The organism is Nocardioides sp. Z22_16 (genome assembly GCF_058134365.1).
In genome coordinates, this window is sequence record NZ_JBYTTI010000003.1 from 273,322 (window position 1) to 297,232 (window position 23,911).

At 72.6% G+C, this 23,911-nt stretch carries 22 protein-coding genes; 7 read left to right on the top strand and 15 right to left on the bottom strand.

The features are described 5' to 3' along the window. Window positions 1-11: 11 nt before the first annotated feature. Genes AC3X7R_RS09675 through AC3X7R_RS09695 form a run of 5 tightly spaced genes read right to left on the bottom strand, consistent with a single transcriptional unit; the run spans window position 12 to window position 3,930 of the window. The gene (locus tag AC3X7R_RS09675; protein ID WP_489965429.1) at window positions 12-1,112 is read right to left on the bottom strand and encodes an ABC transporter substrate-binding protein; all 1,101 of its coding nucleotides are present in this window, start codon (window positions 1,110-1,112) and stop codon (window positions 12-14) included. Window positions 1,113-1,137: 25 nt separating this feature from the next. Beyond that, window positions 1,138-2,049, bottom strand: a complete 912-nt coding sequence (locus AC3X7R_RS09680) for an ABC transporter permease (protein WP_489965430.1) — start codon at window positions 2,047-2,049, stop codon at window positions 1,138-1,140. Further along, on the bottom strand, window positions 2,049-2,897 hold the full coding sequence (locus tag AC3X7R_RS09685) for an ABC transporter ATP-binding protein (protein WP_489965431.1): 849 nt from the start codon (window positions 2,895-2,897) through the stop codon (window positions 2,049-2,051). The genes AC3X7R_RS09680 and AC3X7R_RS09685 overlap by 1 nt, the downstream gene beginning before the upstream one ends. 11 nt (window positions 2,898-2,908) lie before the next feature. Then, window positions 2,909-3,400, bottom strand: coding sequence for a flavin reductase family protein (locus AC3X7R_RS09690; protein ID WP_489965432.1), 492 nt, complete (start codon window positions 3,398-3,400; stop codon window positions 2,909-2,911). Then, a complete protein-coding gene (locus AC3X7R_RS09695) occupies window positions 3,397-3,930 on the bottom strand; it encodes an NADPH-dependent FMN reductase (protein ID WP_489965433.1) in 534 nt (177 codons plus the stop codon). Before AC3X7R_RS09695 ends, AC3X7R_RS09690 begins: the two co-directional genes overlap by 4 nt. A gap of 271 nt (window positions 3,931-4,201) precedes the next feature. On the opposite strand from AC3X7R_RS09695, the gene AC3X7R_RS09700 reads away from it, so the two are divergent. Further along, window positions 4,202-4,702 (top strand): hypothetical protein, encoded by a 501-nt coding sequence (locus AC3X7R_RS09700; RefSeq protein WP_489965434.1) that lies wholly within the window; start codon window positions 4,202-4,204, stop codon window positions 4,700-4,702. Between the two features lie 12 nt (window positions 4,703-4,714). Here AC3X7R_RS09700 and AC3X7R_RS09705 read toward each other — a convergent pair whose 3' ends face one another. Beyond that, entirely contained in the window at window positions 4,715-6,670 is a 1,956-nt protein-coding gene (locus AC3X7R_RS09705) for a M13 family metallopeptidase (RefSeq protein WP_489965435.1), read from the bottom strand. Window positions 6,671-6,733: 63 nt separating this feature from the next. Here AC3X7R_RS09705 and AC3X7R_RS09710 point away from each other — a divergent pair, with 63 nt between their 5' ends. After that, window positions 6,734-7,174, top strand: coding sequence for a hypothetical protein (locus AC3X7R_RS09710; RefSeq protein ID WP_489965436.1), 441 nt, complete (start codon window positions 6,734-6,736; stop codon window positions 7,172-7,174). A gap of 19 nt (window positions 7,175-7,193) precedes the next feature. Here the strand turns inward: AC3X7R_RS09710 and AC3X7R_RS09715 are convergent, their stop codons facing one another. The 3 genes from AC3X7R_RS09715 to AC3X7R_RS09725 are packed head-to-tail and all read right to left on the bottom strand — an operon-like array spanning window position 7,194 to window position 11,485. Continuing rightward, window positions 7,194-9,242, bottom strand: a complete 2,049-nt coding sequence (locus tag AC3X7R_RS09715; RefSeq protein ID WP_489965437.1) for a hypothetical protein — start codon at window positions 9,240-9,242, stop codon at window positions 7,194-7,196. Between the two features lie 58 nt (window positions 9,243-9,300). Further along, the gene (locus AC3X7R_RS09720) at window positions 9,301-10,755 is read right to left on the bottom strand and encodes a sensor histidine kinase (protein ID WP_489965438.1); all 1,455 of its coding nucleotides are present in this window, start codon (window positions 10,753-10,755) and stop codon (window positions 9,301-9,303) included. Window positions 10,756-10,759: 4 nt separating this feature from the next. Beyond that, a complete protein-coding gene (locus tag AC3X7R_RS09725) occupies window positions 10,760-11,485 on the bottom strand; it encodes a response regulator transcription factor (protein ID WP_489965439.1) in 726 nt (241 codons plus the stop codon). 171 nt (window positions 11,486-11,656) lie between these two features. Here AC3X7R_RS09725 and AC3X7R_RS09730 point away from each other — a divergent pair, with 171 nt between their 5' ends. Next, window positions 11,657-13,489 carry a CotH kinase family protein gene (locus AC3X7R_RS09730; protein WP_489965440.1) on the top strand — a complete coding sequence of 611 codons (1,833 nt, stop codon included), beginning with the start codon at window positions 11,657-11,659 and terminating at the stop codon, window positions 13,487-13,489. 57 nt (window positions 13,490-13,546) lie between these two features. Here AC3X7R_RS09730 and AC3X7R_RS09735 read toward each other — a convergent pair whose 3' ends face one another. From AC3X7R_RS09735 to AC3X7R_RS09745, 3 genes are all read right to left on the bottom strand, one after another. After that, window positions 13,547-14,524 carry an NADPH:quinone oxidoreductase family protein gene (locus AC3X7R_RS09735; RefSeq protein WP_489965441.1) on the bottom strand — a complete coding sequence of 326 codons (978 nt, stop codon included), beginning with the start codon at window positions 14,522-14,524 and terminating at the stop codon, window positions 13,547-13,549. Between the two features lie 76 nt (window positions 14,525-14,600). Then, a complete protein-coding gene (locus AC3X7R_RS09740) occupies window positions 14,601-15,017 on the bottom strand; it encodes a DUF3592 domain-containing protein (protein WP_489965442.1) in 417 nt (138 codons plus the stop codon). 31 nt (window positions 15,018-15,048) lie between these two features. Beyond that, entirely contained in the window at window positions 15,049-16,245 is a 1,197-nt protein-coding gene (locus tag AC3X7R_RS09745) for a M15 family metallopeptidase (RefSeq protein ID WP_489965443.1), read from the bottom strand. Window positions 16,246-16,338: 93 nt separating this feature from the next. On the opposite strand from AC3X7R_RS09745, the gene AC3X7R_RS09750 reads away from it, so the two are divergent. Together AC3X7R_RS09750 and AC3X7R_RS09755 are read left to right on the top strand one after the other, a co-directional pair. Continuing rightward, window positions 16,339-17,940 (top strand): sodium-dependent transporter, encoded by a 1,602-nt coding sequence (locus tag AC3X7R_RS09750; protein WP_489965444.1) that lies wholly within the window; start codon window positions 16,339-16,341, stop codon window positions 17,938-17,940. Beyond that, complete coding sequence (locus AC3X7R_RS09755) at window positions 17,937-18,068, top strand: methionine/alanine import family NSS transporter small subunit (protein ID WP_489965445.1); 132 nt, start codon at window positions 17,937-17,939, stop codon at window positions 18,066-18,068. The genes AC3X7R_RS09750 and AC3X7R_RS09755 overlap by 4 nt, the downstream gene beginning before the upstream one ends. A gap of 29 nt (window positions 18,069-18,097) precedes the next feature. Here the strand turns inward: AC3X7R_RS09755 and AC3X7R_RS09760 are convergent, their stop codons facing one another. Beyond that, a complete protein-coding gene (locus AC3X7R_RS09760) occupies window positions 18,098-18,688 on the bottom strand; it encodes a TetR/AcrR family transcriptional regulator (protein ID WP_489965446.1) in 591 nt (196 codons plus the stop codon). Window positions 18,689-18,726: 38 nt separating this feature from the next. Beyond that, on the bottom strand, window positions 18,727-20,208 hold the full coding sequence (locus tag AC3X7R_RS09765; RefSeq protein ID WP_489965447.1) for a fatty acid desaturase: 1,482 nt from the start codon (window positions 20,206-20,208) through the stop codon (window positions 18,727-18,729). A gap of 150 nt (window positions 20,209-20,358) precedes the next feature. On the opposite strand from AC3X7R_RS09765, the gene ppgK reads away from it, so the two are divergent. Further along, window positions 20,359-21,114 carry a polyphosphate--glucose phosphotransferase gene (gene ppgK, locus AC3X7R_RS09770; protein WP_489965448.1) on the top strand — a complete coding sequence of 252 codons (756 nt, stop codon included), beginning with the start codon at window positions 20,359-20,361 and terminating at the stop codon, window positions 21,112-21,114. On the opposite strand, the gene AC3X7R_RS09775 is transcribed toward ppgK, so the two are convergent. Next, a complete protein-coding gene (locus AC3X7R_RS09775; RefSeq protein WP_489965449.1) occupies window positions 21,077-21,643 on the bottom strand; it encodes a MarR family winged helix-turn-helix transcriptional regulator in 567 nt (188 codons plus the stop codon). The genes ppgK and AC3X7R_RS09775 overlap by 38 nt on opposite strands. 117 nt (window positions 21,644-21,760) lie before the next feature. Between AC3X7R_RS09775 and AC3X7R_RS09780 the strand changes: the two genes are divergently transcribed. Continuing rightward, the gene (locus AC3X7R_RS09780) at window positions 21,761-23,884 is read left to right on the top strand and encodes an MMPL family transporter (RefSeq protein WP_489965450.1); all 2,124 of its coding nucleotides are present in this window, start codon (window positions 21,761-21,763) and stop codon (window positions 23,882-23,884) included. Window positions 23,885-23,911 lie beyond the last annotated feature (27 nt).

Below are 23,911 nucleotides of genomic sequence, written 5' to 3' on the forward strand. Positions count from 1 at the left end.
TCGGTGAGAGATCAGGGGGCGGGCCAGACGACGGAGCCGTCGTCGGCGACGACCTCGTCGGCGAACGAGCCGTCGAACCAGGCGACGGCCTCCTCGCCGGTGACCTCCATGCCCAGGTAGGTCGCGACGTGCTCGGCGAGGGACTTCACGTTGTCGAGGTCGACCGAGCCGAACTTGCCGGGCAGCGGGTTCTCGGCGACGACCGACTTCTCGGTGGTCCACACCTCGGTCTCGTGGGCGGGGTCGGACTCCGCGCCGGCCTGGTCGGCCTGGTAGCCGAGGCACTCCTCCACGTGGGCGTCGTCGCTGCAGTACTGGAACGCCTTGAAGGTGGCGCGCAGGAAGTCGGCCACCGCGGTGGGGTGCTCCTCGGCGAACGCCGGGTTCACCGCGATCGCCCCGAGGGAGGCGGGGATGTCGTAGTCCTTGGGCTCCCAGACGGTGACCTCGTGGTCGGCGCGCGCCAGCTGGTTGGGCTCGTTGGAGATGAAGGCGGTCAGCGCGTCGACCTGGCCCCGCGGCAGGATCGAGGGGTCGTAGCCCACCTTCACCTGGTCGACCGCCCCGTCGGCGAGGCCCGCCTCGGCCAGCATGGCGGTGACGCTCATCGGCAGCCACCCCTTGTGCCCCAGGGTCTTGCCCTCGAGCTCGGTGAGGTCGGTGATCTCGGGGCCGGTCAGCAGCACCTCCAGGCCGGCGTTGGAGTAGGAGGAGATCCCGGTGATCTCCAGCCCGTTGAGCCGCGAGGTGATCACGTCCTGTCCGGAGAGCGGGGTGATCTGCACCTGGCCGGCGGCGAGCAGCTTGGCGTTCTGCGAGGTGTCACCCGGCCCGGGCTGCATCTCCACCTCCAGGCAGAGGTCCTCGAAGTAGCCGAGCCGGTCGGCGGCGATCACCTCGAGGATGGAGGCCGAGGCCTGCCAGTAGTAGCCGGACATGTAGGTGACCTTGCCCGCCTCCTCGTTGGCCGAGCAGCGCTCGGCGCTGATCGCCGAGCCGTGCTCCCCGGTCGCGGAGCTCTCCGCGTCACCGCCGCACGCGGCCAGGGTGAGCAGGGCGGCGGTCGCGCCGACGGCGGTCACGGCGGACCTCAGGCTGGGTCGAACGGTCATGGCAAGCTCCTCGGAGTCTCGGGATTCACTTCTGCTTGGACTCGTGCCAGTGCAGAACCTTGCGTTCGACGACGGTGACGAACAGCAGCAGCAGGGCGCCCATCAGGGCGAGGACGAAGATCGCGGCCCAGACCATGGCCATCCGGTTCATGGAGGTGGCGACCTGGATCGTGGTGCCGAGCCCCGCCGCGGACCCTGCGGCGGAGAGCTCGGCGACGACCGCTCCCACCACCGAGAGCGGGAAGACGATCTGGAGCGAGGCGAAGACGTAGGGCAGCGCGCCGGGGATCCGGAGGTGGCGCAGCACCTCCCACCGCGAGGCGTTGACGGTCTGGAAGACCTGGAGCACCTGCCGCGGCACCGACTGCAGGCCGACCGCGGTGTTGATCAGGATCGGGAAGAAGCAGATCAACGAGGTGAGGATGAGCTTGGGCGCCGCACCGAAGCCGAAGGCGACGACCAGCGCCGGGGCGATCGCCACCAGCGGGGTGACGTTGAGGACGACGGCCACCGGCATGACGGCCCGGCGGGCCAGCGGGGACTCGCTGATCAGCACCGCGAGCACGACGGCGACGGTGAACCCGATGGCGAGCCCCGCCAGCGCCTCGCCGAGCGTCACCCAGGCGTTCTCCAGGAAGTAGTCCGGCTGGTCCCGGATGGCGCCCAGCACGTCCTGCAGGGGCGGCAGCAGGTAGGGCATCCGGTCGGCGCCGACGTTCCAGAGCCAGCCCAGGAGCACCAGCATCAGCCCGAAGGGGGCCCAGTACGCCGGGCGCAGCACGGCGAGGCGCTGCTGGGTCTTCTTGCGCCGGATCTCGGTGGCGGTGGCGGCCACGACGGAGGCCGGGGGCGAGCCCGGGCCGGGGTCGCCCGCCGGCAGCGCGGTCGCTCCCGACGTCGTCGGGCCCTGCTGGGAGATCAGCTCGGTCGCGGGCATCACACACGTCCCTTCGCGGTCGCCGGGTGCGGGGCCTGGTCCAAGGTGGCGCGCAGCCGCTCCCGGACCTCGTCCTCGTAGCGGTGGAACTGCCGGGACCGGAGCACCTCCGGGTCTCGGGGCCGGGGCAGGTCGATGTCGAGGACGTCCACGACGCGGCCGGGCTTGGGGGCCATCACCACCACCCGGTCGGAGAGCCGCACCGCCTCGCTGATCGAGTGGGTCACGAAGACCACGGTGGAGCGGGTCTCGGCCCACAGGTCCAGCAGCTGGGTCTGCAGGGACTCGCGGGTGAACTCGTCCAGGGCGGAGAACGGCTCGTCCATCAGCATCACGTCGGGCCGGAGCCCGAAGGCCCGCACGATCGCGGCCCGCTGCTGCATCCCGCCGGAGAGCTGGACCGGCAGCTTGTGCATCGCGTCGCCGAGACCAGCCTTCACCAGCAGCGCCTCCATGTCGGGCAGCGGGGTGCGGTTGTGGCGCCGGTTGACCCGGGCCGGCAGCGTGACGTTCTTCAGCACGCTCAACCAGGGCAGCAGGGCCGGGGTCTGCGGCACCAGGCCGAGCGCCTTGGCGGCCGCGGCCTCCCGCGGGCTCACCCCGCAGACGGTCACCTCGCCCTCGTCGAGCTCCTCCAGACCGCCGATGATCCGCAGCAGCGTCGACTTGCCGCACCCCGAGGGCCCGATGACGCTGACGAACGAGCCGGACTCGATGGTCAGGTCGACGTCGTGCAGCGCGACGAGGTGGGAGAAGTCGGCGAGCTCGTAGGTCCGGCGGGCCCCGGTGACGGAGATCGAGGCCTCCAGCAGGCCGGAACCCAGCTTGGAGGGGGCGGCAAGGCTCATGGGGATGCTCCTCAGGCAGACGGCAGGTGGCGGAAGTCGCGCTGGTGGTAGATCAGGGGCGAGGGCCGGGGAGCCGTGCACAGCGTCGGCGTGACCAGCAGCAGGACGTGGTCGCCCAGCACGGTCCGCTCCACCACCGGGCCCACGAAGGTGACCAGGGTGCCGGTCAGGACCGGGGCGGTCGTCACCTCCGGGTCGAGCTCGAGCCCGGCGAACTTGTCGATCCCGCTGGTGGCGAACTGCTTGGCCACACCCGCCTGGTCGGCGGCGAGGACGTTGAAGGCCACCGCCGTGGTGCGCATGAAGGCGTCGTACGCCGACGCGGTCTCGGCCAGGTAGACGCCCAGCATCGGCGGCTCCATCGAGACGCTGGTGAAGCTGTTGGCGGTGAAGCCGTAGCGGCTCCCGTCGAGCTCGGTGGTCACGACCACCACGGGCGTGGCCATGCTGGCCAGCCCCTGCTTGAGCGCCTGGGGGTCGAGGCGGTCCTGGGTCACGGTCATCGGTGGCTCTCCTCTCGGACGCAGGTCAGCAGTGCTCGGCGGTCGTGGATCCAGGCGTCGACGTGCGAGGCCCTGGCCGCCGGGTCGGCGGCGACCTTGTCGGGCACGTGGAGCGTCCCGCCCGGGATCAGGCAGCCGAGCTCGCGGAGCACGGGCTCGAGGTGGGACGGCCCGGCCAGCGAGTGGGCGGGCGAGGCCGCGACGGTGAGGGGGACCACGAGGGTGCCGCGGAGCTCCCCGCCCTCGAAGCCGTCGAGGAACGCCTTCAGCAGACCGGTGTAGGCCCCCTTGTAGACGGGGGTCGCGACCACGAGGAGGCCGGCGGAGCGGAGCGCCGCCCGGGCGTCGCCGACCTCAGGGTCCTGCCACGCCAGCACCCGCTCCCCGTGCGTGGAGAGGTCGACGACCCGGGTGGTGGCACCGGGCAGGAGGGAGGCGAGGGTGGCGACCACCTCGGTGGTCAGGGCGAGCGTCTTGGAGCGGGGCGCGGGATTCCCGCAGACACCGACGACGGTGGGCGAAGTGGACACGACAGACTCCTGGAAAACGAGGGAGATTCGTTTCGGTAGGAGAGCGTGCGGGCGAAACAGGGTGTCCTGAGTGATCCGCGGATCTTCCGATGCTGAGAAAACTAGGCGCGGGATATTTCGCCGGTCCGCCCGCCGGATTACGCGTCAGTTAATTTCCGCACCCGACGCGAGGCTGTGCCGTGGCGTGCGGGACGGGGCGAAACGGCCACGCGCGAGGCGGCCGCGGAGTAGACAGGGGGCGCCAGCCCCGCCCTCCCAGGAAGCCGCCGCCATGACCGCCCTGCCCACGCTCCGCCGCAGCCTGCCCACCGTCGCCGTCGCCGGCGCCCTGCTCGCCCTCTCCGCCACCACCGGGGCCAGCGCCGCGCTGGTCGTCACCGGCCAGCAGATCAAGGACGGGAGCGTCACCACCAAGGACGTCAGGGACGGGTCGCTGACCACCAAGGACCTCAACCGGCGCAGCGTGGCCGCCCTGCGGGGTCGCCAGGGCCCGGGCGGGCCCGTGGGGCCGGCCGGGACACCCGGCATCACCGGCTACGAGGTGGTCACCTTCACCAGCGCGGTCGGCCCCGCCAGCGGCGGTGAGGTGACCGCCACCTGCCCGGACGGGAAGCGGATCCTCGGTGCGGCCAGCTACTTCGACGGCATCCTCGACGGCACCCAGGAGGAGATCGGGCAGGACGGCTCGCAGGCGTGGGCCTACGGCTACAACTCCGACCCCGAGACCGCGGACGTGCTCAACCTCGACCTGGTCTGCGCCCTGGTGGGGTGAGCCGCCCCTCGGTCACCAGATCCGGATGCGGTCCTGCGGCTCGAGCCAGAGGCCGTCGCCCGGGGCGGTGCCGAAGACCTCGTGGAACTCGTCGAGGTTGCGCACGATGTTGGCGCGGAACTCCGGCGGCGAGTGCGGGTCGACGGTGAGGTACTGCTGCTCCTGCTCCTTGCGCCGCTTGGTGCGCCAGCAGTAGGCCCAGTTGAGGAAGAGCGTGCGGCGCTGCTCGGGCGTCGCCGCCCCTTCGGTCGCGATCATGTAGGCCGTGTGGCCGATGGTCAGGCCGCCGAGGTCGCCGATGTTCTCGCCCACGGTGAGGGCTCCGTTGACCTTCTCGCCGGGGAGCGCGCGGGGCTCGAAGGCGTCGTACTGCGTGATCAGCGCGGTGGACTTCACCTCGAAGGCGGCCTTGTCCGCGGCCGTCCACCAGTCGTTGAGGTTGCCCTCGCCGTCGTACTGCGCGCCCTGGTCGTCGAAGCCGTGGCCGATCTCGTGACCGATGACCGCGCCGATGCCGCCGTAGTTCTCGGCCGGGTCGGCGTCGGGGTCGAAGAACGGCTTCTGCAGGATGCCGGCGGGGAAGCAGATCTCGTTGGTGCCGGGGTTGTAGTAGGCGTTGACCGTCTGCGGGAGCATGAACCACTCGTCGCGGTCGACCGGCCCGCCGAGCTTGCCCAGCTCGCGGTCGGTCTCGAACTCCGCGACCGCCGCGACGTTGCCGAGCAGGTCGTCGGCCGAGACCTGGAGAGCGGAGTAGTCGCGGAACCGGTCGGGGTAGCCGATCTTGGGACGGAAGGTGGCCAGCTTGTCGAAGGCCCGGTGCTTGGTCTCGTCGGTCATCCAGTCGAGTGCGGCGATGGACTGCCGGTAGGCCTCGAGGAGGTTGGCGACCAGCTCGTCCATCAGCTCCTTGGAGCGGGGCGGGAAGTGGCGGGCGACGTACTCGCGGCCCACGGCCTCGCCGATCGCGCCCTCCACGAAGCCGACCCCGCGCTTCCACCGCTCGCGCAGCTCGGGGGTGCCGTTGAGGGTGCGGCCGTAGAAGTCGAAGTTGGTCTCGACGAAGTCGTCGGTGAGGTAGGCGGCGCGGGAGCGGAGCACCTTGGCGGCCAGCCACGGGCGCCACTGGTCGAGCGGGACCTCCACGATCACCTTGGCGAGGTGCTCGAGGTAGGAGGGCTGCCGCACGCAGGTCTCGGCGATCAGCTCGTCGCTCCCCTCGCGGCCGCCGGCCAGGGCACTGATCCACTGCCCCCAGTCGAAGGTCGGGGCCAGCCGGTCGAGCTCCTCGCGGGTGGTGAGGTTGTAGGTCTTCTGCACGTCGCGGGTCTCCGCCCGCTCCCAGTGGCCCTCGGCCAGCCGCGTCTCGAGCTCGAGCACGGCCCGCGCCGAGGCCTCCGGCTCGGGCCGCTCGGCGAGCTCGAAGAGGCGGGTGAGGTAGGCGACGTACTTGTCGCGGATCTCCGCGAACTTCTCCTCGCGGTAGTAGCTCTCGTCGGGCAGCCCGAGCCCGCCCTGGGTGAGGTTGAGCAGGTAGCGGTCGGACTGCCGGGCGTCGGTGTCGACGTAGGAGCCGAAGAGGCCGCCGCCGCCCAGCCGCTCGAAACCGCCGAGGAAGCCGGCCAGCTCCCCCTCCTGGAGCGCGTCGACCGCCGCGAGCAGCGGCTGCACCGGGGCCGCCCCCCGGGCGGCCAGGGTCTCGGTGTCCATGAAGGAGGCGTAGAGGGCCGCGATCTTGCGGGCGTCCTCCGGCTCCGCGCCGCGCGACGGGTCGGCGGTCAGCTCCTCGATGATGGCCCGGACCTGGGCCTCGGCGGCGTCGGCGAGCATCACGAACGGACCCCAGCTGCTGCGGTCGCTCGGAATCTCCACGGACTCCAGCCAGGCCCCGTTGACGTGACCGAAGAGGTCGTCCTGGGGGCGGGTGTCGAGGTCCATGCCGTCACGGGCGTCGTCGAGGATGCTCACACCGCCACCTTAACGGCCGGGTCCGACGGGACCGGGCGACCGCGGGTGCGGCACCATGGGCCCATGACCCGTCGCGCCTACTCGCCCCCGACGACCACCCGGAGCAGGGGCCCCGTCCTGCTGCTGGTCGGGGCACTGCTGGTACTGGCGGCGCTGCTTCCGGCCGCCATGTGGCTGGACCGCGGCCTAGACGAGGACCGGTGGATGTACCTGGACCGGCAGGACATGGCCTGGTTCCAGTACCAGCGCGTCCTCAACGGCGAGGAGCCGGTCGCCCTCGAGCTCTACGGCGCGGAGGTCGAGATCGGTGCCGCCACCTTCTCCCCCCGCGACGGTGTCACGGTCGAGGTGACCACCGAGACCGAGACCGGGGAGGATGGCGAGCCCTTCTACAGCTTCTGCGTCCGCGCCGGCGACGAGGACGACGAGTGGACCCCCTGGCTCTGCCACGACGCGAACCACCCGCCGGCCGTGCCGACCGGCGACCCGCTCGCCACGGGGTGAGTCCGGGGGGGCGCACCGCTCAGGGAGCCAGGTCGCGGAAGGCGTCCTCCACCACGCCGATCCCGGCCTTGAGCCGCTCGGTGTAGTCGGCCCGGTTCCACGTCGGCCAGGTGAAGGGCAGCTCCTGGCGCCCGCCGTCCGCGTCGAGGGTGAAGTCGATGCCGTCGACCTGGACCAGCGGCGCCGGCCGGCCCTCGCCGAGGGCGGTCCGCAGCGAGGGGTCGGCGAAGCCCCACATCGACCACGGGATCCGCAGTGAGACGGTCCGCCGCTCCTCGTCGTACTGCCAGGTGGCCAGGGAGTCGTACGCCGGGGACGCGGGGTCCCACACCCCCTGCACGAGCTCCCCGACGTCCTGGTACTCCGCGGGGTGGGTGGCACCCTCGTGGCGGTACTCCCGGTTGGTGATCAACCGGTAGAGGTGCCACTCCTCGTCGGCCTCGGGGTGGTAGGGGTCGTCCGGGGTGTCCAGGCGCATCGGGTCGAGGGCGCGCCGGACCTCCAGCCGGGCGGTCTCGGCGCCGAGGTCGACGACGACCCGGTAGTCGGCGCGCTCGGGTCCGGGCAGCACGTCGGCCTCCACCACCAGCCGCTCGGGGAGGCCGTCGCGGTGCTTGACGTCCAGGTGCACCCAGGAGGCGTCGGCCCAGGCGTAGAGGTACTCGAAGGGGCCGTCGTCGGGCAGGTCCTCGGGGAGCAGCTCGACGGCGGCGTCGGGGAGCGGCGCGGGGTCGGTGGCCAGCAGCCCGAACCACTGCTCGTTGGTCAGCGGGTCGTGCCAGAGCTGCCGGCGCTCGCCGTCCTGGTGCTCCATGGTGTTCCAGGTGCGCTTGAACCACTCGTCTGCCCAGACGAAGACGAAGGCGCCGCCGATGCCCTGCGCCTCGATCATCCGCATCATCTCGGCGTTCATCGCCATCGCGTCCTGCTCGCGGTGGCCGCCCTGGTCGCGGCCGTTGGTGCCGAAGTGGGCGGTGCCCAGCGAGGCCGGGACGCCGAGCTCGGTGACCATCAGGGGCATCGTGCCCTCGAAGTGCCGCTGCAGGCTGCGCAGGTAGCCGGCGTACCGGTCCGGCTCACCGCGCCAGGTCTCGGCGTCCAGTCCCTGCTCGTAGCGCTGGAAGTCCGGGTAGTAGGGGTAGGCGTGGAAGCTGGCGAAGGTGCCGCCCGGCCACCGCGGCGTGGGGAGCACGTGCAGCGGGTCGACCCCCACCAGGTCCTCGGCCGCCAGCGGCTCCGACGGGTGCTCCAGCGGGTCGGTGGTGGGCCAGTTGGCCAGTGCCACCGGCACCGAGACGCCGCGGGCGGCCTCGAGCGCGGCCACCTCGTCGAGGTGGGTGGCGATCCAGCGCTCCGTGGCGGTCGCCTCCGCGGTGGCTGCGAAGTACCTCCCCGGCGTGTAGGGCGCGTCGGCCTCCCGCTCGTCGGTGCGGACCACGCTCTCGCCGTCCCACTCGACGCCGATGATCCAGGAGACCAGCCACGGGGAGACGTCGACGTCGTAGGTGCCCCAGGCGCGCCCGGGCATCCGCGGCCGGACCAGGTCGCCGTGGACGGCGTCGGAGAGGTCGCGCAGCTCCGCGGAGAAGGAGTCGTCGACCGCCGGGTGGTAGAGGGTGCGGTCCTCGTCGGTGTAGCTCTCGTCGGGCAGGTAGGCGCCCTGGACGAGGTAGATCGGGGACACCGGGTGGGCCTCGTTGTACGCGGCGAGCTCGCGGTAGAACCCGGGCGGGAGGAGCGTGTAGATCCGGACCACCCGGATGCCCAGCTCCCCCATCTGCGCCAGCCAGCGCCGGTAGTGCTCGGGGCCGATCAGGCCCACCTCTCCGGGCTGGTGGGTGGGGAGGGTGGAGCCCAGGTTGACCCCCGGCAGGAACGACTTCTCCCCCGAGCTGGTGTGCAGCCGGAAGCCGTCGGCGTCGGACTCGGCCAGCACGCTGAGCCCCCGGACCTCCTGCGGAGCCGGGTGCCAGGAGGTGCCGTCGCGCTCGGGACCGGTGCTGCAGGCCGCGGCGGCAGCCAGGATGGAGAGGAGGAGCAGCGTGCTCAACGCGCGTCCGGCTCCCATGGCGTCAGGCTACGGGGGTGGAGCGGTCGGCGGAGCGGTACGGCGACCTTGCCCGGCGTCACCGCGGGGCCGGCAGGGTGAGGACGAACCGGGTCCGGCCCGGCTCGGAGCTGACCACCAGCTCCCCGCCGTGGGCCCGCGCGATCGCCCGCGCCAGCGCGAGCCCGAGGCCCACGCCGCTGTCGTCGCGCGACCGGGCGGCGTCGCCACGGGTGAAGCGGGTGAAGACGTCGGGCAGCAGGGCGGGGTCGATCCCCGGCCCGTCGTCGGTGACCGCCACGGTGACCACCTCGTCGGTGCGCTCGACGGAGGAGACCACGGTGGTGCCCGGCGGGGTGTGCCGCCGGGCGTTGCTGAGCAGGTTGACCAGCACCTGGTGCAGCCGCTGCTCGTCGCCCACCACGGTGACCGCCTCCGCCGGCAGCTCCAACAGCCACCGGTGGCCGGTGCCGGTGACCCGGGCGTCCTCCACGCACTCCATCACCAGCCGGGTGAGGTCCACCTCGTCGCGGGCCAGCGGCCGGCCCGCGTCGAGCCGGGCCAGCAGCAGCAGGTCCTCGACCAGCGAGGTCATCCGCGCGGCCTCGCCCCGCACCTTCCGCATCGCGTGGGTGAGCGTGTCGGGCTCCGGGTCGCGGAGGCTGAGCTCGGCATACCCGGTGATGGTGGCCAGCGGGGTGCGCAGCTCGTGCGAGGCGTCGGCCACGAACTGCCGCACCTGCTGCTCGCTGCGCTCCCGCTGGGCCAACGCCGACTCGACGTGGCCGAGCAGGGTGTTGAGGGCGGCGGCCACCTCGCCGACCTCGGTGCCGGAGTCGACGAGCCGGTCCGGGACCCGGGCGGTCACCCCGATCTCCCCGCTGGTCAGGTCGGTGGCGGCGACCCGGCGTGCCGTGGCGGCGACCTGGCTCAGGGGCCGCAGCTGACGACGGACGACGGCGACCGCGACGCCGCCGGCCACGGCCACCACCAGCAGGGTGAAGAGCGCCTCCCAGCCGACCAGGGTGCGGACCGTCTCGCTGACGCCGCTGGTGGGCAGCCCGGTGGTCACCACGACGCCGCCCACCTCGCTGACCCGCACCCGGTAGTCCCCGGACTCCGGCAGCTCGACCGTCGCCACCTGCTCGCCCGGCTCCAGCCCGGCGAGCACCGCCAGCTCCTCCTCGCCCAGCATGCGCAGCGCCCCGCTCTCCTCGATCACCCAGCCGGAGCTCTCGTCCCCCGACCTCGCCGCGCTGAGCGTGCCCGCGTCCTGGCCGCGCACCTCCGGTCCCCCGCCGGGTCGCCGGTCCCGGGGCGGCTCGCCCGGGGCGCCGGTGGCCAGGGCGCCCACCGCGCGCTCGTGGGACTGCGCCACCTTCTGGTCGAGCTCGTCGGTGAGCCGGTCGTAGATCGCCGCGGTGGTCAGCGCGGAGATGACCACGCTGACCAGCGCGACGAGCACCACCACCGTGGCGGTCAGCCGTGCGGTCAGCGACGACGGGCCGACACCGGCGCGGGAGGGGCGGCGCACGGCGCTACTCCGCCGGCTTCAGCACGTAGCCGGCCCCGCGCATGGTGTGGATCATCGGCTTCCGCCCGGCGTCGATCTTCTTGCGCAGGTAGGAGATGTAGAGCTCCACCACGTTGGACTGACCGCCGAAGTCGTAGTTCCAGACCCGGTCCAGGATCTGGGCCTTGGAGAGGACCCGCCGAGGGTTGCGCATCAGGTAGCGGAGCAGCTCGAACTCGGTCGCGGTCAGGCTGATCTCCTCACCCCCGCGCCGCACCTCGTGGCTGTCCTCGTCGAGCTCGAGGTCGCCGACCACCAAGGTGGAGGTGCTGGTGCGGGCCAGGGCCCCGGAGCGACGCAGCTGGGCGCGGACCCGGGCCACCACCTCCTCGAGGCTGAAGGGCTTGGTCACGTAGTCGTCGCCGCCCGCGGTGAGGCCGGAGACCCGGTCCTCGACGGCGTCCCGGGCGGTCAGGAAGAGCACCGGCACCTCGGGGTGGCGCCGCCTGATCCGGCGCATCACCTCCAGGCCGTCGAAGTCGGGCAGCATGATGTCGAGGACGATCGCGTCGGGCTGGAGCTCGTCGGCCCGCTCCACCGCCGTCCGCCCCGTGTGCGCGACGCCGACCTGCCACCCCTCGTAGCGCATCGCCATCGCGAGCAGCTCGGTCAGGTTGGCCTCGTCGTCGACGACCAGGACCCGCAGCGGGCTGCCGTCGGCGCGGGTGAGCGGAGGCGCGCTGTCGGTCACCCCTCCAGGGTGCACCCGATCCGTCCTGCTGCACCTGTCAGGGGGCTGTGCAATTCCTGTGCGCTCAGGCGATGCGGGCTCACAGCGGATCCACAGCCACGACCCAGGAGCCGGACAGCCGGGCGACGCATCGTGGTGGACATCAGAGGACCACACCCACCGAGGAGGGACATGTCCACCCGATCACTGAAGAGGACGACGCTCGCGTCCACCGTCGGGCTCGCCCTGCTGATGAGCGGCTGCCAGGCCGGCAACGCCGCCGGCTCCGGCTCCGGCTCCGCGGACGACGCGGACGTCTTCGACCAGTCCACGCTGCACGACATCGACGTCCAGGTCGACCCCGACGAGGTCACGGCGATGATCGACACCTACCTGCGCGACGGCGAGAAGGAGTGGCTCAAGGCCGACGTCACCATCGACGGCGAGAAGTTCACCGACGCCGGTCTCCGGCTCAAGGGCAACTCCTCGTTGCGCGGCATCGACGCCGACTCCGAGCCCACCGAGCTGCCCTGGCTGATCCGGCTCGACGAGTTCGTCGACGGGCAGTCCCTCGACGGCTTCACCGAGTTCGTCGTCCGCGGCAACGACACCGAGACCTCCCTCAACGAGGCGGTCGCCCTCGACCTCCTCGAGGAGAGCGGCCTGGCCAGCGAGCACGCGATGGCCACCTCCTTCTCCGTCAACGACGCCGGCGAGGAGCTCCGGCTCGTCGTGCAGGACCTGGACGAGACGTGGGCCGAGGAGAACTTCGACGGCGACGGGATCCTCTACAAGGCCGAGTCCGAGGGCGACTGGTCCTACCGGGGCGACGACCCGGAGGCCTACGAGGACGTCTTCGACCAGGAGACCGGGGACGAGGACGACCTGACCCCGCTGATCGAGCTGCTCGACTTCGTCAACAACTCCTCCGACGAGGAGTTCGCCGCGGAGCTGCCGGAGCGGCTCGACGTCGAGTCCTTCGCGACCTACCTGGCCTTCGAGGACCTGATCGGCAACTTCGACGACATCGACGGGCCCGGCAACAACGCCTACCTGTGGTGGGACGCCGACGCCGAGCGCTTCACCGTCGTCGCCTGGGACCACAACCTGGCCTTCGGCCTGACCCCGGACGGCCCGGTCGCTCGCGGCGCGGACGACGACCGCGCCGGCTCCGCGCCCGAGGGGATGCCCGAGGCCCCCGAGAGCTCGGCGCCCGAGGGGATGCCCCAGCCGCCCGAGCGGCCGGAGGGCGCGCCGGAGACGCCCGAGGGGATGCCCGAGGGGATGCCCGAGGCCCCCGAAGGCTCGGCGCCCGAAGGGATGCCCCAGCCGCCCGAGCGGCCCGAGGGCGCGCCGGACATGCCCGAGGGAATGGCCGAGGGGATTCCCGAGGCCCCGGAGGGGATGCCCGAGGCCCCGGAGGGGATGCCCGAGCTGCCGGAGGGCTTCACCCCGGACGGACAGGACGGGCTCGGCGGACCCGGCCAGGACGGCCAGGACGGCCAGCGCGGCCCCGGCGGCCGCGACAACCCGCTGGTGGAGCGGTTCCTGGAGGTCGAGGAGTTCGCCGACCTCTACGACGAGGCGCGGGAGCGCCTGCAGGCCGAGCTCTTCGACAGCGGTGAGGCCACCGAGGTGCTGGACCGGTGGGTCGCGGTGCTCACCGAGCAGGCCGACGACCTGGTCGACCCCGACACCGTGGAGCAGGAGGCGGACGCCATCCGGGCCATGATCGAAGGAGCTGAGGAGAGCGCCGACCCGGAGCGCGCCACGGAGCCCGAGGCCGGGCCCGACGCGAAGCCCGACGCAGGGTCCGAGGCGGGGCCTGACCAGCCCGGCCGGGAGGACCGGTTCGACTCGGACGACCGGTTCGACTCGGACGACCGGTTCGACTCGGACGACCGGCACGACCGGCACGACCAGGGTCGGGACCGGAGCGACACCGGTCAGGACGACCGGCAGGACGACCGGCACGACGACCGGCACGACGACCGGCACGACCAGGACGACCTGGGCCGCGCCTGAGCCGACGTACGACGTCCCGGGTCCCTCCGCGCGGAGGGGCCCGGGACGTCCCGCGTCTCAGGGACGCAGGTGCACCACCAGCTTGCCCAGCGCCTTGCGGGCCTCGAGGTCGGCGAGCGCCCGGCCGAACTCCTCGAGCGCGTAGGTCGCGCCGACCGGCGGCTTCACCACGCCGCTGGCCAGCATCGGCTCCAGCGCGCGCCACTGCTGCTGCATGAACCCCGGGCGGGTCATCGCGTAGGCGCCCCAGCCCACGCCCCGGACGTCGACGTTGTTGAGCAGCAGCCGGTTGACCTTGACCTCGGGGATGCCCTGACCCGCGGCGAAGCCCACGACGAGGAGCCGGCCCTGGGGGGCGAGCAGCCGCAGCGAGTCGGTGAAGGCGTCGCCGCCGACCACGTCGAGCACCACGTCGACCCCGCGACCGCCGGTCAGCTCGGTGACCGCCGCCCGGAACCCGTCGAGGAGGACCGCCTCGTCGGCGCCGGCGGCGAGCGCCACCTTGGCCTTCTCGTCGGTGGAGACGACCGCGATCACCCGGGCGCCCATCCCCTTGGCGACCTGGACCGTCGCCGTGCCGACGCCGCCGGCGGCGCCGTGCACCAGCACGGTCTCGCCGGGCTGGAGGCCGGCCCGTTCCGCCAACGCGAACTGGGCGGTGAGGTAGTTCATGGGCAGCGCCGCGCCCTCGTCGTACGACGTCTGGTCGGGCAGGGCGAAGACGAAGTCGGCGGGCACCGCGACCAGGTCGGCGGCGCCGCCGTGCGGCAGCACCCCGGCGACCCGCTGCCCGACGCTGAGACCGATGACACCCTCACCGAGCGCGGCGACGGTGCCGGCCAGGTCGACGCCCAGGGTGAAGGGGGGGTCCGGCTTGAGCTGGTACTCGCCCTTGGAGAGCAGCAGGTCGGGGAAGGAGACGCCGACGCTGTGCACCTCGACCAGCACCTGCCCCGGCCTGGCGGTGGGCTCCGGCACCTCCCGGACCTCGACGTCGGCGGGACCGGTGGGGGTGACGACCTGGAGTGCACGCATGGCGGTCAGCCTAGGCGGAAGCGCGCGACGAGCGGATGGGCGACGAGCCCAGCACTCCTGGGCGCGCCGCCCGGAGTCAGCCGTTGTAGGTCAGGCCGATCACCACCAGGACCCCGCCCGCAAGGAGGAGGGACGCCGCGATGGTCAGCTCCCCCCACAGCGGCGTCGCGACCTCGCTCATCGCGGGGTTCTCGGGGTCGTAGCGGACCCACACCTTGCTCTTGCGCTTGGGCTTGCGGAACCACGGCTCGTCCTGGCCGACGCGCTCCTGCCCGGCGGCGTCGGTGTAGCGGTACTTGACGACGGTGCCGCTGTTGCCGCCCGAGGCCGAGTTGTCCCTGAACCGGACGCTGCCGACGGTGGCCTCGGCGAGGGTCCAGGTCCGGCGCCGCCGCCAGGCGATCCGCAGGTACTTGACCAGGAACAGGATCAGGAGGACGCCGAAGGCGACCGTGAACCAGTTCCATCCCACATCGGCGAGTGCGTCAGGCATGCCGCGACCCTAGTCCCGGGAGGGCGGAGCTTCAGCGGGGCTCGACCAGGCGGTCCATCTCGAAGTGCATCGGGTCGGTCCACGCCCACCGGCCACCCCAGGCGAAGCCCCACCGCTCGAGGATCGCCACCACCCGGCGGTCGATCTCCCCGGCGGTGCCACGCTGGTTGCCGGGCACGTTGAGGTCCAGGGCGATCCCGAAGGAGTGCAGGGAGAGCGTGCTGGACCCGGCGATCATCCGGGGGTGGTAGCAGCCGGCGTACTCCTCGGGGTGGATCTCGTCGGCGAGCCCGCTGGCCTCCACCTCGGCGAGGGCAGCCCGCAGCTGGGGCAGCACCACCCGGTGGCAGGTGACCGCGCCCAGCAGCGGCACCTCCTCGGTGCGAATGTTGGCCGCAGCCCACTCCCGGGCGGGCTGGATCCGGCCCCCGCCGAGCAGCCGGTAGGAGAAGGAGCCGACGGCCGCCGCCACCGAGCCCCCGGTGAGGAACGCCGTCCGCAGGGCCGAGACGTCCAGGTCGGGGCCGAGGACCTGCACCGAGACCGCCTCGCCGAGCAGCCCGCCCAGCACCCGCTCCAGTCGCGGGCGGACCACCTGGGGCGCGGCGGTGGCGGTGGAGACCAGGAGCGCGTTGCGCGGCGGCATGCCGAGGCGCGCCCCCCAGCCGGCGTTGAGCACCGCGTCGACCTGCGGCACCTGGGCGGCATGGGCCCCGATCCGCACCACCGGGGCGTCCTGGTCGTGGCCGAGCCGCAGCGCCTCCTCGAGCCGCAGGCGACGCACGACGCCGGGGTCGACCGCCGCGTCGCCGGCCGCCACCCGCTCCCAGACCCCCTGGTGGCGGGCGGTGCGGCGCTGGGTGAACCTCCGGTACTCGCCCGGGTCGACCGCAGCGACCGAGAGCGCCCGGTCCTGGACGGCGACCTGGCCGAGGGAGAGCGCCAGCACGTGGTCGACACCGGGGACCTCGCGGACGCGGGCGACCTCCTGACCGGTCAGCGTCCGTCTGGTGTGGACCAGCAGGTCGGCGGGGAGGAGCGGAGCGGCCAGCGGTCCCGGCGGCGCCGTCGTGGGGGGGCCGCCGGGTGCTGCCGGGTCGGCGGGTCCCAGCCCGAGGGAGCTCGGCCCGGACGCGGCCGGCGCCTGCTCCGGCACTCCACGCCCGTCGCCGGCGCAGCCGCTCAGCAGCACGGCGATCAGCGCTCCGATGAGCGCCGGTCCCCTCACGCGCCCGCTCCGTGGTGACCCCACGCCTCCACGCTACCGAGCGGGCCAGCCGCTAGCATCGAGCCGCAGGGACGTCACACCTCGGGAGGTCAGATGACCAGCGCACCGGTCGGGTCGGAAGAGGCGCGCGAGGCCAGTCGTGGGGGGTTCTCCTCCCGCAAGGTCTTCATCCTGGCCGCCATCGGCTCGGCGGTCGGGCTGGGCAACATCTGGCGGTTCCCCTACGTCGCCTACGACAACGGCGGCGGCGCCTTCGTCATCCCCTACCTGGTCGCGCTGCTGACCGCGGGGATCCCCTTCCTCTTCCTCGACTACGCCATCGGGCACCGGCACCGCGGCTCACCGCCGCTCTCCTTCGCCCGGATGAGCCGTCCCGCCGAGGCGATCGGCTGGTGGCAGGTGGGGGTCTGCTTCGTCATCGCCGTCTACTACGCCGCGGTGGTCGCCTGGGCGCTGCGCTACACCTTCTTCTCGATCAACGAGGCGTGGGGCGACGACCCGGGCGGCTTCTTCACCGGCGACTTCCTCCAGCTCAGCGACCCCGGCGTCACCGCCGAGCTGGTGCCCGGGGTGCTGGTCCCGCTGCTGGTGGTGTGGGTGGCGGTCATCGCCATCATGCTCGCCGGGGTGCAGAAGGGGATCGGGCTCGTCTCGGTCGTCTTCATCCCCCTGCTGGTGCTCACCTTCGGCGCGCTGGTGATCCGCTCCCTCTTCCTGCCGGGCGCCGGCGAGGGGCTCGACGCCCTCTTCACCCCCGACTGGAACGCGCTGACCGAGGCCACGGTGTGGGGGGCGGCCTTCGGGCAGATCTTCTTCTCGCTCTCCATCGGCTTCGGCATCATGATCACCTACTCCTCCTACGTGGACCGCGCCACCGACATGCCCTCGTCGGGGCTGGTGGTCGGCTTCGCCAACTCCGGCTTCGAGCTGCTGGCCGGCATCGGCGTCTTCGCCGCGCTCGGCTTCATGGCCCAGGCCAGCGGCAGCGAGGTGAGCGACGTCGCGCAGAGCGGGGTGGGGTTGGCCTTCATCGGCTTCCCGGCGATCATCAGCGAGGCGCCGTGGGGCGCCTTCATCGGCGTGCTCTTCTTCGCCTCGCTGGTCATCGCCGGCATCACCTCGCTGGTCTCGATCATCGAGGTGGTGATCGCCTCGGTCCGCGACAAGTTCGACCTCGGCCGCCGGTCCGCCTCCGCGGTCGTCGCGCTGCCGGCCGCCCTGCTGAGCGTCGCCCTCTTCTCCACCACCAGCGGACTCCACGTGCTCGACATCGTCGACCACTTCATCAACCAGTTCGGCATCCTGCTGGTCGCCGTGGTCTCGATGGTGGTGGTGGCCTGGGGCCTGCGGGCACTGCCGAGGCTCGCCGCGCACCTCTCCGAGGGCAGCGCGATCACCCTCGGGCTGTGGTGGCGGCTGCTGATCGGCCTGGTCACCCCGGCGGCGCTGATCTACGTCCTGGCCCAGGGATTCTGGACCGACATCGAGACCCCGTACGGCGACTACCCGACCTGGATGCTCGCCTGCTTCGGGTGGGGCTCGGCCGCCCTGGTGATGCTGCTCGGCTACGTGATGGCTCCGGTGCCGTGGCGGGGCGGGATCTCGCTGGAGGACCCGGGCGAGACCGAGGCGACGCCACCGGACGGGGCGGCTCTCTCGGACGAGCAGCACGACGAGAAGGGAGCGCCGCGTTGAACACCTCGGCGATCGTGATGATGGTGGTGGCGATGGTGATCATCTGGGGCGGGCTGGTGGTGGCGATCCTCAACCTGCGACGCAGCCCGGAGGAGCCGCCCGAGGGCTTCCCGCCGCGCGACCTCTGACTCGCCCCCCGCCGTCCGGGCCGTTCGGCTCAGCCGCCGGACGGCGCCTCGCCGGGCCCGGTCCGCAGCACCCGCGCCGCGAGCCAGGCCAGGCCGGCGGCGGTCGCCTCCGGCGTGCCGGAGGGCTGCATCACGTGGCTGAGCACGACCCGGACGATCACGTCGATGGAGATGTCGAGCTCGTCGGGCGTCAGCGCCACCTCGTAGCCGGCCACCCGCTCCTGGACGACCGCGACGGCGGAGTCCAGCAGCACGCTGGAGTGGCTCGTCAGCAGCGGGAGCAGCTCGGTGTCGGCCCCGTGGGTGGCGGAGACCACGGCCCGGAGCAGCTCGTTGTCGTCGGCGAGCTCGAGCACCCCGCGGACCGCCGCCGTCAGGGCCGCCCCCAGGTCGCGCGGATGCTCGTCGAAGGCGTCGGTCACCCGGCCCAGGAAGCGCTCCAGCTCCGCGTGGACCATCGCCTCGGCCAGCGCGCCCTTGCTGCCCACCTCGTTGTAGACGGTCTGCCGGCTCACCCCGACCTCGTCGGCCAGCCGGGCCATCGTGACCTGCGCCCAGCCGCTGCTGGTGGTGATCCCCGCCGCGGCGGCGACGATCCGGTCCCTCAGCGGCGCGGCCATGACGCGAGTCTAGGAAGGCGCCCCCGGGGCAGGTGGCGTCAGGTCACACTCTCCTGCCGCGCGACCGGCACGAAGTCCGCCTTCTCCCGCACCCCGCAGTCGGGGCAGCACCAGGTCGCCGGGACCTCCGCCCACGGCGTTCCAGCGGCGAAGCCCTCGTGCTCGTCGCCGGTGATCACGTCGTAGAGGTAGCCGCAGCCCGGGCAGCGGGCCGCCAGGACCTCCTCGGCGACCGGCTCGGCCGGGTCCGGAGGCTGCGTGGCCCCCGTCGGCCCGGTCGCCAGCGTCGCCTCGGCCCCCTCCGGCCCGGCCGGCGCGCCGTACCTGCGCAGGTAGGCCTGGCGGCGGCGCGGGCTGAGGTTGGCCCGCGACACGTCCCCGCCGAAGTGGGCCACCACCCGGGGGTCCATCACCCGGCGCCACAGCGGTGGCACCAGCGCCAGCACGATCATCCCGGCATAGCCGGTGGGGAGCACCGGGGACTCCTCGTAGTCGCGGAGCGCCTGGTAGCGCCGGGTCGGGTTGGCGTGGTGGTCGCTGTGCCGCTGCAGGTGGTAGAGCAGCACGTTGGTGGCGATGTTGTTGGAGTTCCAGCTGTGGCTGGGATCCACCCGCTCGTAGCGGCGGCGCTCCCCGACCCCGACCTTGCGCCGGAGCATCCCGTAGTGCTCCATGTAGTTCACGACCTCCAGCAGCGTGAACCCGACGACGGCCTGCACGACCAGGTAGGGCAGCAGCCCGATCCCCAGCCACGCGACCAGCGCCGCCCACAGCACCAGCGTCATCAGCCAGGCGTTGAGCACGTCGTTGCCGATCCGCCAGGGGTGCTGGCGACGGCGGGCGTAGCGGCGCTTCTCCAGCCGCCACGCCGAGCGCAGGCTGCCCAGGACGGTGCGGGGCCAGAACGCGTAGAAGCTCTCCCCGAGCCGGCTCGACGCCGGGTCCTCCGGGGTCGCCACCCGCACGTGGTGGCCCCGGTTGTGCTCGATGTAGAAGTGGCCGTAGGCGACCTGCGCGAGGGCGATCTTGGAGAGCCACCGCTCGTGCGACTCCTTCTTGTGGCCGAGCTCGTGGGCGGTGTTGATGCCGATCCCCCCGATGCAGCCGATCGAGATCGCCAGCCCGATCCGGTCCACCGCTCCGAGCTCGGAGGACCAGCCGGTGGGGTCGCCGCGCATCAGCAGGTACATCGCGCCGATGAAGCCGACGTACTGCAGGGGGAGGAAGAGGTAGGTGATCCAGCGGTAGTAGCGGTCGCGCTCCAGCGCCTCGATCAGCTCGTCGGGCGGGTTGGCGCGGTCGAGGCCGACGACCAGGTCGATGGCGGGGACGACGACCAGGATCACCAGCGGCCCCAGCCAGAACCAGACGCCCCAGCCGGTCGCCGCGTGGCACGCGTAGCCGACGAAGGCCAGGGACGGCACGACCAGCCCGATCAGCCAGAGCCGCCGCTTGCGGTCCCTCCACTCCAGCGTCGATCCGGGGGGCACGGTGCTGGCACGGGACTCGTCCGAAGGCATGGCGGCTCCCTCGTAGGCGCGGACGCAGGTTTACACGAAGATAGGGTTTGTAAACCACGCCTGGCAAGGGTGCGTCCGGCGGGCAGCCGCCGTGGGACCGGCAGCCACGAGACGAGTCCGCCGGCGCACCTGTGTGGTCTCATGTCCGACATGGAGTCCCCCCTGGAGCACCCCTTCGGCATCGACTTCGGCGGCACCGGCATCAAGGGTGCCCCCGTCGACCTGGCCGCCGGCGCTCTCGCCGGCGAGAAGGCGAAGATCGACACCCCGAGGCCGGCCACTCCGGCGGCGGTCTCGGCCGTCTTCCGGCAGCTGGTTGCGGAGTTCCCGGCCTCCTCCGCCCCCGTCGGGGTGACGGTCCCGGGCGTGATGGTGAACGGCGTCGTCCGGTCGGCGGCCAACATCGACCAGTCGTGGGTCGGGGCGGACGCCGACGCGGTCTTCACCGAGGCGCTGCAGCGCGAGGTGCACGTGGTCAACGACGCGGACGCCGCCGGCCTCGCCGAGGTGGAGTACGGCGCCGCTCGCGGCCGCTCCGGCCTGGTCATCGTCACCACGCTCGGCACCGGGATCGGGTCGGCCCTGGTCCACGACGGGGTGCTGGTGCCCAACTCCGAGCTCGGGCACCTGGAGATCGAGGGCCGGATCGCGGAGAGGCACGCCGCCAACAGCGCCCGCGAGCGCGACGGCCTCTCCTGGGAGGAGTGGGCGGCGCGACTGACCACCTACTACCGGACCCTGGAGCGGCTCTTCACCCCTGACCTCTTCGTCGTCGGCGGTGGGGTGAGCAAGTCGGCCGACAAGTTCCTCCCCCTGATCGGGATCGACACCGAGATCGTGCCGGCGGCGCTGCGCAACAAGGCGGGGATCATCGGGGCGGCGCTGGTGGCGAACCGGGCTCGATGACCGAGTCGAACGCCTCGAGCACCCCGCGTAGGTAGCGCTCCACGACGTCCCGCTCCTCCTCGGTGAAGCTGCGGTCCAGGCGGTCCAGCGCGATGAACATCGGCCGCAGGTGGCCCGAGGCCTCGCTGCGCCCGGAGTCGGTCACGTGGACCTCGGTGCGTCGCCGGTCCCCCTCGTGTGGGCGGCGCTCGGCGTGGCCCCGGGCGACCAGGCGGTCGACGATGCCGGTGGAGGCGGCGGTGGAGACGTCGAGGCGGCGGGCGACCTCCGCGGGCCCGAGGGCCTCGCGACTCAGGTGTGCCATCGCCTCGAGCTCACGGTCGGTGAGCCCGCTGCGGCGGGCGACGACCCGGTTGAGCCGCTGGCCACGGTCCAGGACCTCCCGCAGGGCCAGCAGGCTGCCGGTCTGGTCCCACGGCCGCGAGGTTCCCCCGGCGACCGCGCGGTGACGCTCCGCGCGGGATCCCGCCGCCAGGTCGGGATCCGGCGTGTCGTCGGGGCGTGCCCCGCGCGTGGCTTCCTCGGGCATATGACCTTCTCAGGGGGTGAGGGGGGCCGGCTTTGTGAGACCGTGGCAGGATTGCTAATCTACCTAGCAATCAATATTTCTAGTTATCCTACCTCGCGAGCCGGAGAAGATCAGATCATGCCTGCCACCCGCACCGCCGACGGCCCGCACCCCTTGGCCAGGGCTCTCACCCGCAAGGGCACCGCCTGGATCGTGGCGCTGGTGCCGCTGATCCTGGCACTGGGGGTCGTGGGGCTGGTGAGCGAGGGCGAGCGCAACACCGGGCCGACCGACGGGATGCCGGTCGGCTTCGACAGCACCGACGCCGCCGCCCTGCAGGCCGAGCTCCCCTCGGAGGACGCCTCGGTGGCGATCGTGCTCTGGACCGCCCAGGAGGGCGAGCTCACCGAGGAGCAGCTCGGCGAGATCGGCGAGCAGGTCGGCCCGCTGATCGCCGAGATGACCGGCAGCGAGGGCCGGAGCCGTCAGGGCGGCCCCGCCGAGGGCGCCGGCGGCGGCGACTCGCCGCTCCAGGTCGCGGACGACGGCACCGCGGCGTTCGCCGTCATCCCGGTCGCCGCCGCGACCTCGTCGGAGAACGCCGACCGGGTCGGGGAGCTGCGCGAGCTGCTCACGGAGGAGGTGCCCGAGGGTCTCGACGTGCAGGTGACCGGCCCGGCCGGCATCCAGGCCGACGTCGCGGCCGTCTTCGACGGCGCCAACTTCCGGCTGCTCGCCGCGACCGCCTCCGTGGTGGCGCTGCTGCTGATCATCACCTACCGCAGCCCGGTGCTGTGGATCATCCCGCTGACCGTGGTGGGCCTCGCCGACCGCCTCTCCGCCATCGTGGCCACCCAGGTGATGGAGCGCATCGGCTACGTCACCTGGGACGAGTCGACCATCGGGATCCTCAGCGTCCTCGTCTTCGGCGCCGGCACCAACTACGCCCTGCTGCTGATCTCGCGCTACCGCGACGAGCTCAAGCGGCACGAGTCACGGCACGAGGCGATGGCGATGGCGGTCACCCGCACCGCCGAGCCGGTCTTCGCCAGCTCCACCACGGTGCTGCTCGGCCTGCTGACGCTGCTCCTCTCGGTCTTCCCGGCCACCCGCGGCCTCGGCCTGGCCTGCGCGATCGGCATCCTGATCGCGGCCACCTTCGTGATGGTCGTGCTGCCCGCCGCCCTGGTCCTCTTCGGCCGGTGGATCTTCTGGCCCAGGACCCCCCACGAGGGCGACCCGGCCCTGGTGGACTCCAAGTCGATCTGGCGCTCGGTCGGCAACACGGTGGCCAAGCGCCCCCCGGTCTTCGTCGCCGGCACGATGGTCCTCCTCGCCCTGATGATGATCGGGCTCACCCAGATCAACACCGGGCTCGGCCCCGCCGACCAGTTCCTGGAGACCCCCGAGGCGATCACCGCCTCCGAGCGGCTGGGCGAGTCCTTCGCGGCCGGCACCACCGACCCGGTCCAGGTCGTCACCCGTGCCGATCCCGACGACGTGGTCGCGGCGGTCGAGGAGGTCGACGGGATCTCCTCGGCCAGGGTCACCACCGAGGGCGACGGCGTCGCCCAGGTCGACGCCGTCCTCGACGCCGCGCCGGGCAGCGACGAGGCGCGGAAGACGGTGGGCTCGGTGCGCGACGCGGTCGCCGAAATCGCCGAGACCTACGTCGGTGGCGGCGACGCGGAGGCGGTCGACGAGAACGACGCCTCGGTGCGGGACCGGTTCCTCATCCTGCCGCTGATCCTGCTGCTCGTCTTCGGGGCGCTGCTGCTGCTGCTGCGCTCCCTGGTCGCGCCCCTGCTGCTGGTGCTGGCCGTGGTGGCGACCTACGCCGCCGCGATGGGCTTCTCCTGGTGGATCTTCACCGGCGTCTTCGGCTTCGAGGCCCTCGACGTCGGGGTACCACTGCTGGCCTTCCTCTTCCTGGTCGCCCTCGGCGTGGACTACAGCATCTTCCTGATCACCCGCGCCAAGGAGGAGGCCCGCCGGCACGGCACGGGCCAGGGGATGCTCCGGGCGCTGGCGGCGACCGGTGGCGTGATCACCAGCGCGGGCATCCTGCTGGCGGCGGTCTTCGCCGTCCTCGGCGTGCTGCCGCTGGTGGTGCTGGCCCAGCTCGGCGCGATCATCTGCGTCGGCGTCCTGCTCGACACCCTCGTGGTCCGCACGGTCCTGGTCCCGGCGCTGGCGCTCACCCTGGGCGACCGCTTCTGGTGGCCGCGGAAGGTGCGCGACGAGGAGCCGTCGCGGGGGTGACCCGCCGGCACCAGCGGCACGGGGGGT

Coding starts and splice junctions, on each gene's coding strand:
- AC3X7R_RS09765 (WP_489965447.1), bottom strand. CDS start 20,208: ATGCCTTCGGACGAGTCCCGTGCCAGCACCGTGCCCCCCGGATCGACG.
- AC3X7R_RS09710 (WP_489965436.1), top strand. CDS start 6,734: ATGACCCGTCGCGCCTACTCGCCCCCGACGACCACCCGGAGCAGGGGC.
- AC3X7R_RS09735 (WP_489965441.1), bottom strand. CDS start 14,524: ATGCGTGCACTCCAGGTCGTCACCCCCACCGGTCCCGCCGACGTCGAG.
- AC3X7R_RS09680 (WP_489965430.1), bottom strand. CDS start 2,049: ATGCCCGCGACCGAGCTGATCTCCCAGCAGGGCCCGACGACGTCGGGA.
- AC3X7R_RS09750 (WP_489965444.1), top strand. CDS start 16,339: ATGACCAGCGCACCGGTCGGGTCGGAAGAGGCGCGCGAGGCCAGTCGT.
- AC3X7R_RS09675 (WP_489965429.1), bottom strand. CDS start 1,112: ATGACCGTTCGACCCAGCCTGAGGTCCGCCGTGACCGCCGTCGGCGCG.
- AC3X7R_RS09780 (WP_489965450.1), top strand. CDS start 21,761: ATGCCTGCCACCCGCACCGCCGACGGCCCGCACCCCTTGGCCAGGGCT.
- ppgK (WP_489965448.1), top strand. CDS start 20,359: ATGGAGTCCCCCCTGGAGCACCCCTTCGGCATCGACTTCGGCGGCACC.
- AC3X7R_RS09700 (WP_489965434.1), top strand. CDS start 4,202: ATGACCGCCCTGCCCACGCTCCGCCGCAGCCTGCCCACCGTCGCCGTC.
- AC3X7R_RS09690 (WP_489965432.1), bottom strand. CDS start 3,400: ATGACCGTGACCCAGGACCGCCTCGACCCCCAGGCGCTCAAGCAGGGG.
- AC3X7R_RS09685 (WP_489965431.1), bottom strand. CDS start 2,897: ATGAGCCTTGCCGCCCCCTCCAAGCTGGGTTCCGGCCTGCTGGAGGCC.
- AC3X7R_RS09740 (WP_489965442.1), bottom strand. CDS start 15,017: ATGCCTGACGCACTCGCCGATGTGGGATGGAACTGGTTCACGGTCGCC.
- AC3X7R_RS09730 (WP_489965440.1), top strand. CDS start 11,657: ATGTCCACCCGATCACTGAAGAGGACGACGCTCGCGTCCACCGTCGGG.
- AC3X7R_RS09715 (WP_489965437.1), bottom strand. CDS start 9,242: ATGGGAGCCGGACGCGCGTTGAGCACGCTGCTCCTCCTCTCCATCCTG.
- AC3X7R_RS09775 (WP_489965449.1), bottom strand. CDS start 21,643: ATGCCCGAGGAAGCCACGCGCGGGGCACGCCCCGACGACACGCCGGAT.
- AC3X7R_RS09760 (WP_489965446.1), bottom strand. CDS start 18,688: ATGGCCGCGCCGCTGAGGGACCGGATCGTCGCCGCCGCGGCGGGGATC.